This window comes from Thalassotalea sp. HSM 43 (genome assembly GCF_004752005.1).
Classification (GTDB): Bacteria; Pseudomonadota; Gammaproteobacteria; order Enterobacterales; family Alteromonadaceae; genus Thalassotalea_A.
The window spans coordinates 2,832,631-2,847,511 of record NZ_CP038493.1 but is presented as its reverse complement, the minus strand read 5'-3'; the positions used below and the strand labels follow the sequence as shown (position 1 = coordinate 2,847,511).

Sequence of the window (14,881 nt, the reverse complement as noted above, 5' to 3'; positions counted from 1 at the left end):
CAAAAAGGAGCCACTGAGGACTCCTTTTTACTGCAAGGCTAACGATTAGCGTTTGCTGCCACCCAAACAATCAGGTGAGTTAGGCACGGCTTGCGCATTCATTTGCTGCCACTGCTCGAGTGTATAGGTGTGCATCGCCAGCGCGTGAATGGCATTTTCTAATTCATCACTTAACACACTGTTGACCTGACGGTGACGGGCAAGCAATCGCTGACCATCAAATTTATCGGAAACAACAACCACCTTAAAATGCGACTCGCTGCCTTCTGCGACGTTGTGCATATAGCTTTCATTGATCACTTGCAGATGGTGAGGCTGAAAATATTCGTTTAGTTTTTTCTCGATAATGGCTTGCACAGTCATGTAAATAGTTCTCTCGTATTATTCGTCAGCGGGTTGTTTAATCATGCGGTACGTTAAATTGATGCGCCCAGCCATGGCTTTAGTTGATTTTGGCACAGCGTGTTGCCATTCGTTTTGCACATTACCGCGCATCAATAACAGACTTCCTGATTTTAAAGCTATTTGCAGCTTTTCACCACTGCTTTTGTTGCGTAAACAAAAGCGACGTGGATGACCAAACGACAAAGAGGCAATAACCGGTTTGTCACCCAGTTCTTTTTCATTATCACTATGCCAGCCCATCGAATCTTGCTGATGACGATACCAATTGGCCAACACCGAATTAAAGCGACATTTTGCCACTTGCTGGCATTGTTCTTTTATTCCCACCAAACTCCAATGCCATGGATGCGGTTGCATTATCACCCCAGAATATTTATATCGCGCATCGGCGTCACCATACCAAGCTTGCAACCTAGGAATGGTGACCATCTTACCAAACATCTTGATTTGCCACTCTTGCCAAGCCAACTGTTGTTGCAACAACTGATAGATAGACTCGGCATTGGTGGCGAAAAAATTGGGGAAATAAAGCAACTGGCCATCCAATAAGCGCAAACAATCGGACACATCAGGGCTAATAGCGTTAAGCTTTTCTGGCGTATCTATAGTTAATTTGTCATAGGTTTGCGATAATACACTCATCAAACTTTTACCATTTAATTACGTCGAATATTAATCATGCTAAGCCCATTTATTGTTAATGACTCGCCGGTTCACTTACATCGTTTCCCATTAGCCCAGGTTAATCGTAGCCTGCAAGCATGGGACGCGGCAGATGAGTATATCATTAACCACCTTAAAGATAGTGGCACACTCGAACGACCATTAAATATTGTCATTTTTAACGACAGTTTTGGCGCACTAACGTTGAATTTAACCGAGCATACACTGCAATTGGTGAATGACTCTTATATTTCCCAACAAGGAATCAAATATAATCTAGCGGATAATAACTTGGACCATAGCAAGGTCAGCTTGTTGTCTAGCATAGACGATATTAGCCAACCGGTAGACTTGGTGTTATTGAAAATCCCTAAGACCAATAGCTTGTTAGAATTTCAATTGCAGCAAATTCAACAAATCGCCAGTAAAGAGACGCAAGTTATCGCCGCTGCGAGAGCCAAGGATATTCATACCTCAACGTTAAAGTTGTTTGCCAAACACCTTGGTGAGACAACAACCTCATTAGCGGTGAAAAAGGCACGATTGGTGTTTAGTAAGGTTGATAACGCTAAAAAAACAGCGCCAATTGCTGATAAAGTCTGGCCACTACCGGGCTTTGATATGCACATAAGTAATCAAGCCAATGTGTTTTCAAGAGATAGCATCGATATCGGTGGGGCATTTTTATTACAACACTTGCCGACCTTAAAAGCCGGTGACCAAGTCGCGGATTTGGGTTGTGGTAACGGTATACTAGGTTTGGCCTTATTAGCCCAAAATGATGGTATTAAAATGGGCTTTTTTGACGAGTCTCATATGGCCATTTCCTCGGCAAAACAAAATGTTATGAACAATCTGCCAGAGCAGCTGTCAAACTGTCGATTTGTGGTAGGTGACTGCCTCGAAGGTTGCCCTGAAAACAGCTTAGATTTGGTTGTTTGCAACCCACCTTTTCATCAACAACAAGCAGTTACCGATCATATTGCTTGGCAAATGTTTAAAGAGTGTTACAAAACTTTGAAAAAAGGTGGCGAATTAAGGATAATAGGGAACAGGCAGTTGGGATATCATATAAAACTCATGCGACTGTTTAATAATTGCCAAACATTGGCAAGCAATAAGAAATTTGTCATTTTATCGGCCAAAAAATAATGAAACAGAATATAATTGCCGTTGCGCTATCGGCACTGTGCCTTGTAGCTTGCGCTCAAGAGCCAAATACAATCAGTTTAAATCCAAAAGTGAATGCACACGCAAATAAGGTATATGACGACCTGAATGCGAAGATTTCAGTTTACGATCTACGCTCTACTGCACACATCGTTGAAGTGCTTTCAGCCGATCGACCATCAACCTTGATCAGCAGTGCAGACTCACTGAAAGACGTATTGAATAGCGAATTTAGTGATCAACTGGCATTGCAGGGACTGAAATTAAATAGTGGTTCTGATTTACAGGTGCAATTTCAAGTTGAAAGAGCTCGTACCTATGTCAATCAGGACGTTTTAGATTATCGTGCTAATACCATCATTAAATTGCGCGTCAAAGTAGAGAATCCGGCACAAACCTTGTCGAAGACTTTTACCTTGCGAGCAACCACTCGTGGTGCGTTATCAGCAGATATCGATGAATTGCAAAAAGACTTTAACGTGCAATTGGCTAAGTTGATCATCCAAGTGGTCGAAGATGAACAACTGCAACAGTTTATAAAAGGTTAATTTATGGTTCGCACCCTAGTCGCGCTGATGCTGACATTATTGATGTCGGCACATGTTATGGCAGCTAAACAAAAAATTATTGATGCCAATAATTTGTACCCTCAGGTTAAATTAGAAACCTCTATGGGTGTGATCATCATTGAATTAAATCGAGTGAAAGCTCCGCTGGCAGTCAATAACTTTCTTTGGCATGTGGTGAGTAAGGAGTATGACAACACCATATTCCATCGTGTCATCGAAGATTTTGTGGTTCAAGGTGGCGGTTATGACGCCAACTTTATCCCACGAAAAGAACGCGACTCGATTTTCAATGAATCCGGTAATGGCTTAAAAAACACTTATGGTACTGTAGCAATGGCTCGTCAGCATGATCCACACAGTGCGAAACGCCAATTCTTCTTTAACGTTGGCGAAAATACCGAACTAGATCCTGGTCGCAATTGGGGTTATACGGTTTTTGCTCATGTGACATGGGGCGATGAAGTTCTTGAAAAAATGGCGATGGCTGAAACCGACTTTCACGAAGGTCAAAGCTGGCCTGACGTACCAATTGAACCCATTATCCTGATCAGTGCATCCTTGCTACCTGCCGACTACATTCACGAACCATAAAATTAATTCAGGCGCTATAGGCGTCTGATTTATTTTGACATTTTTGATCGTTTCGTTTTATTATTCTGCAACTTTTGCTTGGAAAATTGTCCAAGTATTAACTAGATTTAAATTAACGTAATTTAAAAGAAGTCTTAAACACGGAAGAGACAATGCTAACAAGGATATGAAAGCATTTGGAGTTGTTGTGTACGTGGAAAGCTTTATTAATGACAAAATTTCACAGCTGGTTTATTACCTACAAGCGCTATTAAAAAATTCAGTTCATTACACTGAAGTTGATAACTTTATTTGGGATTGTTTAGAAGAATGGTCACAGTTAAACGTAACTGATGACACCCCTTCGAGTGCCAAAGAACGTGTCTTTTGGCATTTGATTCATGAGATCAAATTATCGTCATTGGTTAATCTCCAAAAGGACTTACCACTATTCGCGGAAATCCAGACCTGTCTAGATTTTTTAACGGATAGAGGCAGTTACCCGATCCATTGTGTTGGTTGGCGTCCAGTCGCAGATTTTTAATCTGCGATTCGCTTTTTTTAAATCTTCGATTGGCTTTTTTTAATGCCCGCTATCTGTTAGCCTAGCGCCATAACAACAAGTTTTAGGTCGCTGTTTCATGCCCGCCTCAGAAGCGCATCAACAAGATTCTCCCGGTATCATAGATACCATTTTCAACAAACGTATGCTGATCTGCATATTTACCGGCTTTAGCTCGGGCATGCCGCTATTTTTCCTTTATCAGTTATTACCTGGTTGGTTAAGAAACGAAGGCGTCAGTTTGGCCGAGATAGGTTTGTTTTCCCTTATCGGCATTCCCTATGTATGGAAGTTTATTTGGTCGCCAGCGATGGACCGATATACCTTGCCATTTTTGGGGCGACGACGTGGCTGGATGTTATTAACGCAAGTGGCATTATTGGTGTCTATAGCGATGTTTGCCTACATAGACCCGACCATGGATATCTGGGCAGTCGCCTATTTAGCCGCAGCCGTCGCATTTTTCAGTGCCAGTCAAGACATCGTACTCGATGCCTATCGACGAGAATTATTACCAGATCATGAGCTTGGCTTGGGCAACTCCATTCACGTGCAAGCGTATCGTTTATCCGGTTTGGTGCCGGGTTCACTCGGCTTTATTCTTGCCGATCAAATGCCTTGGTCTATGGTGTTTATCGTTGTCGCCGCGTTTATGCTAATCGGTGTGGTGATGACATTATCGGTCAAGGAAGCCCGCATAGAAGCCAATGCGCCTAAATCATTGCATGACGCGGTGGTATTACCTTTTAGAGATTTCATCGATCGCGAAGGCGTGAAATCGGCGCTGCTAATTTTATCATTTCTGTTCTTATATAAGCTTGGCGACAATATGGCAACGGCTTTGCAAACGCCGTTTTTTATTGACCTAGGCTTTAGTAATACTGAAATCGGTGGTATTGCTAAAGTCGCGTCTTTGGTCGCCATGACCATAGGGTTAGCGGTTGGCGGCATCATCATGATCAAGTTATCAATCAATCGCGCCTTGTGGATATTTGGTGTCGTGCAAATCGTTTCGATTTTAGGATTTGCGGCGCTGTCAGAAATAGGTAACAACAATTATGCCTTGGCATTTGCCATGGGCTTTGAATATTTAGGGGTCGGGTTAGGCACCGCCGCGTTTACCGCATTTATTGCGAAAAACACCAATCCAACCTTTGCTGCAACCCAATTTGCGCTATTTACCGCGCTAACCGCGTTGCCACGCACCATTGCCAATGCCGGTACTGGCTTTATTGTTGAGCATATAGGCTGGACACCGTTTTTCCTAGTATGTACCGCACTGGCTGTCCCTGGAATGTTGATGCTATTTAAAGTCGCCCCTTGGCATGAAAAGCACTAACTCGAGCAAAGCGTAAATATGGCATTAACAAGATAGCGAAATTGTTCTATAGTAAAGAGCATAAACCGTTCCACTTTATTAATAAAAATCAAAAGGTTTGCCATGTTGTTACGTTTATTTTTCATACTACCTGTGATTATGTGCCTGATTTGGTGGTGGTATTTAAAATCGAACAATTACAGTATGAAGCAAGGGCTTAAAGGTTTTGCTTACATAATCGCCTTTAACCTTATTCTGGTGGGCTTTTTCTCGATAATGATCCACATTACTCGCTGATCGTTCGCTAATTAATCGCTACTTTGATTGCATAGACCTACACTATACTGTACATTGCGCTCGCCCTCGGCTTAACCTTGAATATAGGCTAAGCCATTAATTTTCCAGCAATCAGAGAGTGACTATGAGTTTTGAAACTCTAGGCTTAAGCCCACAAATTTTATCTGCACTACAAGATAAGGGTTACACCACCCCATCGCCTATTCAAGAAAAAGCCATTCCAGCGGTATTATCTGGACAGGACGTTATGGCGGCCGCGCAAACCGGTACCGGCAAAACCGCAGGTTTTACCCTACCGATATTGCAAACTCTAGATAATGGTAAGCAAGTCAAACCAAATCACATTAGAACCTTGATTCTAACCCCGACCCGAGAGCTTGCAGCACAGGTCGGTGATAATGTTGCGACCTATTCAAAGAATCTCAATCTCAGCAGCTTTATCATTTACGGTGGCGTTAAAATCAATCCGCAAATGATGCGTCTAAGAAAGGGTATAGACATTTTGGTTGCCACCCCTGGACGTTTACTGGATTTGTATCAACAAAACGCAGTGAAGTTTAGCCAGGTTGAAGTCTTGGTGTTGGATGAAGCGGATCGTATGCTGGACATGGGCTTTATCAATGATATTGAAAAAATTATTAGACTATTGCCGAAGAAACGACAGAACTTATTATTCTCTGCGACATTCTCCGATGATATACGTGCATTAGCCAGAGGCTTGGTTAAAGATCCGGTGGAAATTTCCGTTAGTCCGGCCAATACCACCGCTACCACCGTAGAACAAAAGATTGTCACCACCGATAAGAAGAAGAAGCCGCGCTTATTATCTTATTTAATTGGTCATAATAACTGGCAACAAGTGTTGGTATTCACGAAAACCAAACACGGTGCCAATCGCTTAACCCGTCACTTAGAAGAAGATGGTATCAAAGCGTTAGCCATTCACGGCAACAAAAGCCAAGGTGCGCGCACCAAAGCGTTAGCGCAATTTAAAGATGGCGGGATCCGCGTCTTGGTTGCCACCGATATCGCAGCTCGTGGCATAGACATCAATGAATTAGAGCAAGTGGTGAACTTTGATTTGCCGCATGTTGCTGAAGATTACGTACATCGTATTGGTCGTACCGGTCGAGCGGGTAAAGACGGTAACGCCATCTCATTGGTGTGCTCTGATGAGTACAAACAATTGGTTGCCATTGAACGACTCACGCAAAAGCTGTTAGAACGTGAAGAAGTGGCAGGCTTTGAAGCGGCTAACCCGGTTCCTAAGTCGCACGACATCAGACCGTTTAAAGATAAAAAACCAAAGAAACCGAAAAAGCCAAAAGCAGAACACCATGACGGGCAAAAAAGTTCTGACAATGCGCGTGGGCATAAGCCGGTCGGTAAGAATAAACGCCATACCAGTAAAGATAACCCTTACGCGAAAAACACCAGCGGTAAAGCGAGACGTCGTCCGGCAAAATCATCAAACCAAAAGTCGTCTAGTTCGAACTCATCTAAGCAAAAATCGACTGGTCAAGGCCGAGGCGGAAGTCGCGTCGCAGGATAAAAACCTCGTTAATGATCAGCCAGCGCATCGCTTGACGACGTCGTTGAACGATGCGCATTGTCAGGAACATTCAGTGCAACAAATGATTATTTAACTATCAGTAGATGGCACAAACAACAATTTGTGGAACCTACTCGGGTGTATGTGACTTGGTAATTGCATACCAAACAGTTCCAGCATCACCTGTCGATAATCACGTTCATCGCTAATATCTCGGCGTGTTTTTTGGCCATTTTTAGTGATGATCAATTGCCCATTAGATAGCGTTTGTCGGCCAGTTGCATTGGCAATAGTACATACCGAACTGGTGGAAAAATGTGATTCAGGCGAGGTTTGCTGATACACACACATATCGTTAAACGCACTAATTGGATAAGGCGTTAGGGTGAATTTATATTGTTTGAAGCATTCGCCTTTAACCTTGGTTTGCCGCAGCACGTAAAAACCGTGTTGTTGTCTCAGTTGATAACGATTAAACCCATCATCAACGCTACTGCCAGACAAAGGTACTAGCGTTCTAAAACTGTCACCAAAGCCAACATCAACGATAAAATCTTGATCACAAAGACTAACTTGCAATAATAAATGGTCAAAATCAGGGCCGTAGCTATCCTTTGACCACACATTGGCCGCCAACATTTTTGCGTCGTAACCTAAGCCAGTAAGCAATTGATAAAACATATAATTTAGTTCATAACAAAAACCACCTCGGCGGTTTTCGACGATTTTATGATACAAATCAGGCAAGCTCAGAGAAATCCCGTTATCTAAAGCAATATCTAAATTTTCAAACGGGACATGATACAAGTGAGCGGTAAAAAGTTGCTGTAAATAGGCTTGATCAGTAGTCTCAGGCGCCACCATCCCTATGCGCTGCAAATAACAGTCTAGTTGTTGTTGTGTTAACGCTTTCATTGCTGAATCGTTTGGCAAGTGTGTCTCCTTCAATTTAATCAGGGCGCCGGCCATTAATACGCCGGCTTATGTTTACATAAGTCGGCATGCTACAACCTCAAGCTAAGTTGAGGTCAACAGTTTTTTGCCACTGCTTTTTCCACTACTCTGACCAAATAGCCAGTTCGTTGCCACCGGGGTCACAAAAATGAAAACGTCGGCCTCCGGGAAAGGAAAATATTGGTTTTACAATAACCCCACCGTGGTTAATCACTTTTGCCAAAGATTCTTCTAAATGACTGGAATATAGCACCACTAAAGGTGCACCTTGTTGATAGCTGGCGGTTTTATCGTGCAGGTAAAAGCCACCATTAAATGAGCCGTCGTTAAACGCCGTATAGTCCGGGCCATAGTCAGTAAATTGCCATTGAAATGCCTGGCTATAAAACTGTTTAACTTTGCTTATGTCTGTGGTTGGTAATTCGATATAATTGATTGTTTCCGCTACCATTATTTGCTCTCCTGTTTGCTGGCAACTTTTTGATAGCAAACATCAAGATTGCCGTTTCCTTTGTGATGGTAAAAGTCATGGGAATACTTGCGGCGTTGCGCTAATTTGTTTTGAAAATAGTCGCTTGTAGTATCTTCGATGAGCCAATGTTGCTGCTCATTTTTTGCCAATTGAGAGCCAAGATATGCCTTGATAATAAAACTTGGCTGTTTTGCATCACTAAACGCACCACTCAATAAGTCATCGCCTCGCTCTATTTTATACAGCGCTTGCCAACCATCAATAACCCGGCCAAACACGCTCATATTGCGATCAAGATGACGCGGTGAGACGCCAAACATAATGGCAAAGTCTGTGGTGCCAGAATGAATGTTATTGCCCCGGGCTAAGTTGATCACCCCTGGACAATGTATTAACCATTCTTTGTTTTCACTGACAGAGCGCCCTACCGCAAAACCTTGGATAAAGCCGGTCTGCTCTGCTAATAAGTCAGCAGACTGAACTAAGGTAAATGGCGACTCTTTATTGATGTCCCGCTCAATTTCAGCCTGCATTGAGGTTTTGACTTTACTGGTTTTGCTGCCGCTGGTATCGCCGCCTTGCACCACAAAGTTTTCGATCACCCGATAAAACGGTAGGCCATCATAAAAGCCTTCTTGTACCAACTTACGCATGTACTCAACATGGCGAGGCGCAAAAAACTGTGCCAACTCAATGGTCACAGTGCCTTGATTGGTTTGCAGGTAGAGCAGATTCTCTTGTTCAACTTTTCGCCATGATGGTTGATTGGCCAAAGCGGTTAATGAAGTAAATAACAGTACGATTATAGCGATGCTACGTAACATAATAAGTCCCTGATATTGCGTTTATCAATTAACCATAAAGCAATTATGATAAAAATTACAGGCATAAAAAAACCACGCTTGAGCGTGGTTTTTTCAATATAGATTAATCGTTTAACCAACTAAGGCTAACAATACACCTGCAGCTACCGCCGAGCCAAGGACACCCGCGACATTTGGTCCCATCGCATGCATTAACAAGAAGTTATGTGGGTTTGATTCAAGACCTACTTTATTGACCACCCGTGCGGCCATAGGTACAGCAGACACACCGGCTGCACCAACCAACGGGTTAATTGGGTCGGTAGAGAATTTAGCCATTAATTTCGCCATTAATACACCTGCTGCGGTACCGATTGAAAATGCCACAGCACCTAGACCTAAAATGCCTAAGGTTTCAACATTCAAAAACGATTCAGCGCTTAGCTTGGAACCAACACCTAAACCTAGGAAGATGGTGACGATGTTAATCAACTCGTTCTGCGCCGTTGAGCTTAAACGATCCACAACACCACATTCACGCATCAAGTTACCTAAACAGAACATACCCACTAGCGGCGTGGCTGCTGGTAGAAAGAAAATGGTCATCATCAAAACAGCTAATGGGAACAAAATCTTTTCAATTTTGGTGACATGACGCAATTGCTTCATTTCAATCTTGCGCTCTTCTTTATTGGTCAGCGCTTTCATGATTGGTGGTTGAATAATCGGTACGAGCGCCATGTATGAATAGGCTGCTACCGCAATGGCACCGAGTAATTCTGGGGCAAGCTTCGAGGCTAAGAAAATAGCCGTTGGGCCATCAGCTCCACCAATAATGGCTATCGCTGAGGCATCTTGCAGACTGAAATTAAAACCCGGAAGTGCATTTAAGGCAATGGCACCAAACAGTGTGGCAAAGATACCAAACTGCGCTGCCGCACCGAGCAATAACATACGAGGATTGGCGATAAGCGCGCCAAAATCCGTCATCGCACCAACACCCATAAAAATCAATAATGGGAAGATACCGGTATCAATGCCAGCGTAGTAAATGTAGTGCAATACACCACCGACTTCGCTAAAACCAGCAACCGGTATATTGGTTAGGATTGCACCAAAACCAATTGGCAATAACAATAAAGGCTCAAATTTTTTCGCAATAGCTAAAAATAGCAAACCAAGGCCGACCAACATCATGATCACCTGGCCCAACTCAAAGTTAGCCAGACCTGTGGAATTCCACAGGATATTCAAGGAGTCCATTTGCTACTCCTACAACGTCAGCAACGCGTCGCCTACAGCAACGCTATCGCCTTCTTTTACATCAACACTCGATACCGTGCCCGTTGCCGTTGCGCGAATTTCTGTTTCCATTTTCATCGCTTCCATGACAACAACCACATCGCCTTCAGTAACCATATCGCCAGCTTTCACCAACAATTTGAAGATGTTTCCTGCCAATGGTGCATCAACTGTCGTGCCACCAGACGCCACTGCAGGCGCTGCAGAAGCGCTAGGCTTAGCAACCGCAATGTTTTCAATGCTGCCACCTGGGGCGACAACCACATCGTAAACATGACCGTCTACTTGTACCGCATAGCTTTCGGCTTTACCTTTAGCAGGCGCTGCTTGAGCCGCTGCCGGTTTAACATCGTCGGCACTCGGTACCGGTTCAAACGCGTCTGGATTGTTACGATTCTCTAAGAACTTAAGGCCAATTTGCGGGAATAGTGCGTAGGTTAATACGTCGTCGATAACCGCTTCAGCAAGATCAATATTTTTCTCTTTTGCTAAATCCATCAGTTCGGTTTCGAGTTTATCTAACTCAGGCTCAAGGAAATCCGCAGGACGACCAGTAATCGCCTCACCACCATCTAACACGCGCTTTTGTAAATCGCCGTCAACAGGGGCTGGTGTCGCGCCATATTCGCCTTTAAGAACACCAGCGGTTTCTTTCGTGATCGACTTATAACGTTCACCAGTGAGCACGTTTAGTACCGATTGGGTACCAACAATTTGTGATGTTGGCGTAACCAAAGGAATGTAACCTAACTCTTTACGAACACGTGGGATCTCTTCCAACACTTCGTCAAACTTGTCTGCTGCGCCTTGCTCACGCAGTTGATTTTCCATATTGGTTAACATGCCACCAGGCACTTGTGCTAACAATATACGTGCATCAACGCCTTTCAAGCTGCCTTCAAACTTGGCGTATTTAGCTCGCACTTCACGGAAGTAAGTTGCAACTTCAGCCAGCTTTTCCATATCAAGACCAGTATCTCGGTCACGACCTTTAACCGTAGAAACGATAGATTCTGTTGGTGAATGACCATAAGTCATCGACATTGATGAAATGGAAGTATCAATCACATCAACACCGGCATCAATGGCTTTCATGTGAGTGGCCATGCTTAGACCAGTTGTCGCATGACAATGCAATGAAATAGGTAAACCAACCTGATCTTTTAATTTGCCAATCAACTCTTCGCCGTCGTACGGGTTAAGTAAACCTGACATATCTTTAATACATAACGAGTGAGCACCCATATCCTGCATGCGCTTGGCCATATCAAGCCAGGTATCGATGGTATGCACTGGAGATTCGGTGAATGACAACGTACCTTGAGCGTGTGCTCCAACTTTAACCGCCGCTTTGATCGCGGTTTCTAAATTGCGGGTATCATTCATGGCATCAAAAATTCGGAACACGTCAACGCCATTTACATGGGCTCGCTCTACAAATTTTTCGACAACGTCATCAGCATAGTGACGATAACCAAGGATATTTTGGCCACGAAACAGCATTTGTTGCTTGGTATTAGGCATCGCCTCTTTTAATTTACGAATGCGCTCCCATGGATCTTCACCTAAATAACGAATACAAGAGTCGAACGTAGCGCCGCCCCATGATTCGATAGACCAATAGCCGATTTCATCCATTTTTTTGGCTATTGGCAACATATCTTCTAAACGAAAACGAGTAGCCAATAATGATTGGTGACCATCACGTAAGACTAACTCAGTGATCCCCAACTTATTTAATGACTCGGACATAGTTTGCTCCTAAATTTGTACGTTATTCTTGCGATAGTGAGCGATAGCAGTGCTAATTGCAGCAACAACCCCTGGCGCGATTTGATCACTCTTGGCAACAGAGGTGTTTACTTTTTTGCTCTGCGGTGCAGTCTCTGGAAAATGGCTGCCAATCTTGGCCAGCAGTTTGATGGCATAAATCAAAACAGTTAAAAATGCGAAAACAAACCCCATACCAACTAATAAAAGCATACCAGCTTCAATAAATACTTGTGATAGGTTTTCCATAGTCGATCTCATTAGCGTAATAAAGAATTTAGAATAATCACTCAAATTCAAAATGGCAATGATAAAATGTCAATTAGATGTAAATATTCACTGTCAAGAGGCAAAATGAGTAAAAAACAGTGATTTTTAGATAAAAACCGCATAACTATGCAGATTTTCTATTTAGTGTGAATTTTTATTCCAACCTTACCAATAAAAAACACCATGGTTTTGTATAGCAATTAGCCAATCCATTGGTTATTTCAAGCAATAATGCGGCATTTACAGCGAAAATCCGCTCCTTCTACGGCACTATTTTGGGATTTATGTGCTGCTGTGCTAGAACAACACTTAAAAGCGACGGAAATTACGCTGCTGTGTATAGCCCAATTTATAGCCCAATGTATAACCCAATCTTTCGCGATGTGTGGTAACTGCGTCAATCAATAGCCGCAATGACAAATGCGCATTAAATGGTCTGCATGCTTTCGACAAAACAGCCATTAAGCTATCACAAACATGCTAATGACAACCCTTACCCGCAAAATCCGTTCTATACTTAATTTCAGTTAAATCAGGCTTTTATATAACAAACTAGATATAAACAAGAATTCCTATATCGATAACACGTGAAGCCTGACTCAATGTTAAAAATTTATTAAATCATGCAGATGCATACGCAGTAGTGATCAACTTGTATCTGCACCCGAATGGAAAGCCATGATGAAAATAAAAAATCAACCTCGAACAACAGCGTTTATTAGCGCCATTTGCCTTGCTGCCCTAACCTATGCGGCAAATATCCTTGCTGCCGGTGGCGGTGCTCCGGTGGTCGACCAAAACTTTAAGATTGAAGCCGGTACCACCTTATTTAAAAACGTTAACGTGTTTAATGGTACTGACAATAAGCTTTACAAAGGCATTAACGTATTGGTTGAAGGTACCACGATTACCAAAATCAGTGATGACGATATTGCCATAAATGCTGACCACAGAGTCATCGATGGCCAAGGGAAAACCTTAATGCCAGGCCTTATTGATGGTCATGCGCATGTAATGATTAATAATGGTTACGGTAAAATAGAAAGCGATATGGACTTAACCGATATGTCTTATCGCGCGACGATTGTCGCTGAACGTTTTCTTATGGATGGTTTCACCACAGTACGTGACATGGGTGGCCCAGCATTCGGACTGATGCGTAACATCAACTCTGGTCATTTACTCGGTCCTAAGATCTTCCCTTCAGGTGCTTTTGTATCACAAACCTCTGGCCACGGTGATTTTCGCGATCGCGGTGATGTTGGTTTTTCACCTGCAACCTCTGGCGATATAGCTAACTTTGAAAAATTTGGTATCGGTGCGGTTGCTGACGGTAAAGCTGAAGCGCTAAAAGCAACGCGAATTAATTTACGCAACGGTGCGACACAAATTAAGATCATGGCAGGTGGCGGCGGTTCATCTAAGTATGACCCAATCGATACGGTGCAATTTTCCAAAGAAGAAACCTGTGCCATCGTTGAAGCCGTTAAAGATTGGAATACCTATGTAGGTGCCCACGTATACAACGACCGTGCAATGAACCGTCTAATGGACTGTGGCGTGAAATCATTCGAACACGGCTTTTTCATGAACGAAGAAACCATGCAGCGTATCTCTAAAGAAGGTGTCTACGTGGTACCACAAATGTGGGGACTATCGCCGGACCTAGCGAAGAACCCATTGATGCCTGCAGACAAAATCCCATTAGTGGCGAAACTACAACAACAGTTTGGCGACTATGGGAAAAAACTCATCGCTAATGATGTAAAAGTTGTCTTCGCATCGGATTACGTCGGGGTTTTCGCTGATGCTGAGCGTGCACGTCGTTACGAAATCTGGTGGCGCGGTGAATCGTTTGGCGATAACTTCGAAGTATTGAAGCAAATGACCTCAACCGCTGGCGAATTAATGGCTTTATCAGGTCCACGCAACCCATACGCTGCATCAGGTAAACTCGGTGTGGTTGAAGTAGGCGCTGCCGCTGACCTTATTCTTGTCGACGGTAACCCACTGAAAGACTTAAGTGTTATTGGTGGTAACGATAAATGGTTTGATGCAGATCCAGCATACACTTTAATCCCAACCATTCACATCGTGATGAAGGATGGTGTAATTTATCGCGATGAGCTCTAACTCATTAAAATAATTAACAAAAAGGTTGGCGGCAGCGAAGCCAACCTTCCCTCCCCGCAAAAAGTGTCAGA

General features: G+C 43.2%; 15 protein-coding genes. 7 read left to right on the top strand and 8 right to left on the bottom strand.

Annotated elements, in window-relative coordinates:
- Positions 1-45: 45 nt before the first annotated feature.
- Both E2K93_RS12320 and E2K93_RS12315 read right to left on the bottom strand, forming a co-directional pair.
- A complete protein-coding gene (locus tag E2K93_RS12320) occupies positions 46-363 on the bottom strand; it encodes a BolA family protein (protein ID WP_135439387.1) in 318 nt (105 codons plus the stop codon).
- A gap of 18 nt (positions 364-381) precedes the next feature.
- Positions 382-1,047 (bottom strand): alpha-ketoglutarate-dependent dioxygenase AlkB family protein, encoded by a 666-nt coding sequence (locus E2K93_RS12315; RefSeq protein ID WP_135439386.1) that lies wholly within the window; start codon positions 1,045-1,047, stop codon positions 382-384.
- Positions 1,048-1,083: 36 nt separating this feature from the next.
- On the opposite strand from E2K93_RS12315, the gene E2K93_RS12310 reads away from it, so the two are divergent.
- The 6 genes from E2K93_RS12310 (at position 1,084) to E2K93_RS12285 (ending at position 7,106) form a co-directional block, all read left to right on the top strand.
- Positions 1,084-2,220: a methyltransferase gene (locus E2K93_RS12310; protein WP_135439385.1), complete on the top strand. Its 1,137-nt coding sequence runs from the start codon at positions 1,084-1,086 to the stop codon at positions 2,218-2,220.
- Positions 2,220-2,786, top strand: a complete 567-nt coding sequence (locus E2K93_RS12305; protein WP_135439384.1) for a YajG family lipoprotein — start codon at positions 2,220-2,222, stop codon at positions 2,784-2,786. The genes E2K93_RS12310 and E2K93_RS12305 overlap by 1 nt, the downstream gene beginning before the upstream one ends.
- A gap of 3 nt (positions 2,787-2,789) precedes the next feature.
- Positions 2,790-3,398, top strand: a complete 609-nt coding sequence (locus tag E2K93_RS12300) for a peptidylprolyl isomerase (protein WP_135439383.1) — start codon at positions 2,790-2,792, stop codon at positions 3,396-3,398.
- Between the two features lie 166 nt (positions 3,399-3,564).
- Positions 3,565-3,921 carry a hypothetical protein gene (locus E2K93_RS12295; protein ID WP_211183546.1) on the top strand — a complete coding sequence of 119 codons (357 nt, stop codon included), beginning with the start codon at positions 3,565-3,567 and terminating at the stop codon, positions 3,919-3,921.
- 97 nt (positions 3,922-4,018) lie between these two features.
- Positions 4,019-5,278, top strand: a complete 1,260-nt coding sequence (locus E2K93_RS12290) for an AmpG family muropeptide MFS transporter (protein WP_135439382.1) — start codon at positions 4,019-4,021, stop codon at positions 5,276-5,278.
- Positions 5,279-5,678: 400 nt separating this feature from the next.
- The gene (locus tag E2K93_RS12285) at positions 5,679-7,106 is read left to right on the top strand and encodes a DEAD/DEAH box helicase (RefSeq protein ID WP_135439381.1); all 1,428 of its coding nucleotides are present in this window, start codon (positions 5,679-5,681) and stop codon (positions 7,104-7,106) included.
- 90 nt (positions 7,107-7,196) lie between these two features.
- On the opposite strand, the gene E2K93_RS12280 is transcribed toward E2K93_RS12285, so the two are convergent.
- The 6 genes from E2K93_RS12280 to E2K93_RS12255 all read right to left on the bottom strand — a co-directional run bounded on the left by E2K93_RS12280 (position 7,197) and on the right by E2K93_RS12255 (position 12,656).
- Positions 7,197-8,039, bottom strand: coding sequence for an arylamine N-acetyltransferase family protein (locus E2K93_RS12280; protein WP_189637767.1), 843 nt, complete (start codon positions 8,037-8,039; stop codon positions 7,197-7,199).
- Between the two features lie 124 nt (positions 8,040-8,163).
- A complete protein-coding gene (locus E2K93_RS12275) occupies positions 8,164-8,511 on the bottom strand; it encodes a VOC family protein (RefSeq protein ID WP_228445296.1) in 348 nt (115 codons plus the stop codon).
- The gene (locus E2K93_RS12270; RefSeq protein ID WP_135439379.1) at positions 8,511-9,356 is read right to left on the bottom strand and encodes a peptidylprolyl isomerase; all 846 of its coding nucleotides are present in this window, start codon (positions 9,354-9,356) and stop codon (positions 8,511-8,513) included. Before E2K93_RS12270 ends, E2K93_RS12275 begins: the two co-directional genes overlap by 1 nt.
- Before the next feature lie 111 nt (positions 9,357-9,467).
- Entirely contained in the window at positions 9,468-10,598 is a 1,131-nt protein-coding gene (locus E2K93_RS12265) for a sodium ion-translocating decarboxylase subunit beta (protein WP_135439378.1), read from the bottom strand.
- Between the two features lie 9 nt (positions 10,599-10,607).
- Positions 10,608-12,389 (bottom strand): sodium-extruding oxaloacetate decarboxylase subunit alpha, encoded by a 1,782-nt coding sequence (gene oadA, locus E2K93_RS12260; RefSeq protein ID WP_135439377.1) that lies wholly within the window; start codon positions 12,387-12,389, stop codon positions 10,608-10,610.
- Between the two features lie 9 nt (positions 12,390-12,398).
- Positions 12,399-12,656 carry an OadG family protein gene (locus E2K93_RS12255; RefSeq protein WP_135439376.1) on the bottom strand — a complete coding sequence of 86 codons (258 nt, stop codon included), beginning with the start codon at positions 12,654-12,656 and terminating at the stop codon, positions 12,399-12,401.
- A 699-nt stretch (positions 12,657-13,355) separates the two neighbouring features.
- Between E2K93_RS12255 and E2K93_RS12250 the strand changes: the two genes are divergently transcribed.
- Complete coding sequence (locus tag E2K93_RS12250; RefSeq protein ID WP_228445294.1) at positions 13,356-14,810, top strand: metal-dependent hydrolase family protein; 1,455 nt, start codon at positions 13,356-13,358, stop codon at positions 14,808-14,810.
- Positions 14,811-14,881: the final 71 nt, after the last annotated feature.

Bases quoted from the DNA above. Each gene is read 5' to 3' on its own strand.
- E2K93_RS12300 (WP_135439383.1), top strand. From the start codon at position 2,790: ATGGTTCGCACCCTAGTCGCGCTGATGCTGACATTATTGATGTCGGCA.
- E2K93_RS12255 (WP_135439376.1), bottom strand. From the start codon at position 12,656: ATGGAAAACCTATCACAAGTATTTATTGAAGCTGGTATGCTTTTATTA.
- E2K93_RS12320 (WP_135439387.1), bottom strand. From the start codon at position 363: ATGACTGTGCAAGCCATTATCGAGAAAAAACTAAACGAATATTTTCAG.
- E2K93_RS12315 (WP_135439386.1), bottom strand. From the start codon at position 1,047: ATGAGTGTATTATCGCAAACCTATGACAAATTAACTATAGATACGCCA.
- E2K93_RS12295 (WP_211183546.1), top strand. From the start codon at position 3,565: ATGAAAGCATTTGGAGTTGTTGTGTACGTGGAAAGCTTTATTAATGAC.
- E2K93_RS12270 (WP_135439379.1), bottom strand. From the start codon at position 9,356: ATGTTACGTAGCATCGCTATAATCGTACTGTTATTTACTTCATTAACC.
- E2K93_RS12250 (WP_228445294.1), top strand. From the start codon at position 13,356: ATGATGAAAATAAAAAATCAACCTCGAACAACAGCGTTTATTAGCGCC.
- E2K93_RS12305 (WP_135439384.1), top strand. From the start codon at position 2,220: ATGAAACAGAATATAATTGCCGTTGCGCTATCGGCACTGTGCCTTGTA.
- E2K93_RS12285 (WP_135439381.1), top strand. From the start codon at position 5,679: ATGAGTTTTGAAACTCTAGGCTTAAGCCCACAAATTTTATCTGCACTA.
- E2K93_RS12265 (WP_135439378.1), bottom strand. From the start codon at position 10,598: ATGGACTCCTTGAATATCCTGTGGAATTCCACAGGTCTGGCTAACTTT.
- oadA (WP_135439377.1), bottom strand. From the start codon at position 12,389: ATGTCCGAGTCATTAAATAAGTTGGGGATCACTGAGTTAGTCTTACGT.
- E2K93_RS12275 (WP_228445296.1), bottom strand. From the start codon at position 8,511: ATGGTAGCGGAAACAATCAATTATATCGAATTACCAACCACAGACATA.
- E2K93_RS12310 (WP_135439385.1), top strand. From the start codon at position 1,084: ATGCTAAGCCCATTTATTGTTAATGACTCGCCGGTTCACTTACATCGT.
- E2K93_RS12290 (WP_135439382.1), top strand. From the start codon at position 4,019: ATGCCCGCCTCAGAAGCGCATCAACAAGATTCTCCCGGTATCATAGAT.